1 protein-coding gene is annotated in these 2189 nt (G+C 70.8%); it reads right to left on the bottom strand.

The features are described 5' to 3' along the window. Positions 1-17 precede the first annotated feature (17 nt). A complete protein-coding gene (locus V7067_RS15695; RefSeq protein WP_334176841.1) occupies positions 18-632 on the bottom strand; it encodes a hypothetical protein in 615 nt (204 codons plus the stop codon). Between the last annotated feature and the right edge of the window lie 1557 nt (positions 633-2189).

Raw genomic sequence — 2189 nt, 5'->3', positions numbered from 1 at the left:
GTTCTTCAGGGTGTTCTTCAGGTCTTGGGAATGAACGCCATCGCCTCGATCCACGTGATGGTGGCGAGGTCGCCCGGCTGGATCTGGGCAATGTCGTTCCACACCGCCGGGGTGGCGGCCGGAATGATGCGCAGCAGTTTGTCGTGGCCTTCGAAGGTCACGGTCTTGTGGTCGGTGTTCACGTCCACCAGCACCACGTTCATGGTGATGGAGGTGCCCCAGAAATTCTCCGGCAGCGGGCCGGTGGCGCTGATGTCGAGCTGCACCTGAGAGATGAGCCCCTTCTGGCCGCTGTCCACCTTCTGCAGCTTGGTCACCGCGCCCGGCGCGATATAGACCGTCACCTTCTCGCCCGGCTTGTAACCGGCCAGCGAACCGACGATCGGGGCGATCCTGTAGGCGAACTGGTCGCCGTTGTCGGTCTTCACGACCACATCGCGGCTCGACTGGTCGATGGAAACGATGGTGAGCACGCGGCTCTCCACCAGCACCTGACCGACCCCCTTCAGGGTCAGGCTCTGCGGCGGGGTGGACTTGGCCAGCGCCGCGACCGGCAGGGTGGCGGCGACGGCGGTGCCGGCGGCAAGCGCCAGAAAACCGCGGCGGGTGGCAAGAAGGGCGGTCTCAGCCATGGCTGATGATCTCCGTATAGCGTCTGACGAGGAGCCGGCCGGATGGCGGCCCGGTGGTGGGAGCCGGGCCCGGTTGCCCGGCAGCCCGACGGGGGACGTGCGGCAGCGCCGGTTCCGCTGAAAAGCCCGGCGCGCACAGGGATCGGCAGGCGGGTGCGGCAATGGCGCAGGCCACGCAGCCGGCGTAACGGCCGGCCGGCGCCCGCAAACGCGGCGCACCGTGCGGCCCTGACGATGGTCGGCTTTCCCCCCGCGATCGTTCGTCCCCTGCGCAGCGCCTTCCCCGGCTGTCGCCCCCGTGGGGCAGGCAGGCTGCGCAAGGCCGGAGCCTCGCCCTATTATGCGTCGTTTTCAAGACCGCTGCGCCGGGGCCGGGCTCTCCGGCCGGCGCCTTTTCTCACCGTCATCGGGCGGGACAATCGCTGTCGGCGCGGCCTGCGCGATGCGCCCGACGGGCCGTGTCCGGCCGCGAGACGGGAGACCTGTGGCTGTCGGCACCGGGTGTCCGCGCCTTCACCCGCCCCGCCGTGAAGGCCTGAAGCGCCGGTGCCCGCGCCCGATCTGTTCCGACAGCAGATGGAACGACGGCTTGTCGTGCCGGACCGCAGGCGGTCAGGGCGATCGGCCGTTGTGCCGCGGCCAGTCCCTTCACCGTATCCGCCGGCCCGTTTCCGGCCAGTCCCGCGTTTCCGGCAAGGACCATCGCCATAACGGTCGTCGAACCGGAGAAAGCCGTCATCGTCCGCGCGGGCGCCCCGGCATGTCGGGCGAGGGCGGGCCAGAGTGCCGGAGATCGGCGACCGTTCCTCCCGTATCGGGCGCAAGAAGCCGCGACCCGGGCCCGTGCGGCGATTCTGTCGTGCGCCCCGGCCCCGGCGATAGCGGCGCGGCCCCGGCTGTTGCCGGACGAGGACGATGAACCGGGACGACAGGCCGGTTCTGCCGGCCGCGGGCCTGGTGCGGGACGGCCATTACCGGATCCCCCGGTTCTGAAGCGCGCCGATCGCGTCGCGCGAGGCTTGAGCGGTCGGTGAAGACGCCGTGGCCAGACCGGCAGCCGGTTTCCGCGCCTCTTTCGTCCTCCGCGGCGTCCGCGGCCGGATCCTCTCCGCGTTCTCTTCCGGACCGGGTCATCGGCACCGGAGCCCCTGCGCCGGCGCGCCCGTCGCGGCTGATGAAGCGACGCCGGCCCGGTGTGCGGACAGACGGTCCCGAGGCGGCACTCTGCCTGCCGGCATCGGCGGCCGGCGATCTTCAGAAGGGGATTTGTCGCGGCGGCCGGCAAGAGGGCGCGAGGGGCCGCGACGGCTGCCGACCGGAAAAGCCTGCAAGCCCCGCGGGGCAAAACACAGGGGGCAAAACACAGGGGGGCAAAACACAGGGGGCAAGCCCGCACGGAGCAAGCGTCCGCAGACCCGGCACTTACAAGACACGGGAACCGCCCGGCGCTGGCCGGCCGGCCGGACGCGACAGCGCCGGTGCGGGAACCGCAATCCGGGCGTCCGGGCCTGCGACGGCAGAGCACCCATGCTTGCGAAGAACACGGGCTTGCGAAGA

Source organism: Pseudoxanthobacter sp. (assembly GCF_036822375.1).
Lineage (GTDB): Bacteria > Pseudomonadota > Alphaproteobacteria > Rhizobiales > Segnochrobactraceae > Pseudoxanthobacter.
This window is presented reverse-complemented; position numbering and strand designations above follow the sequence as displayed.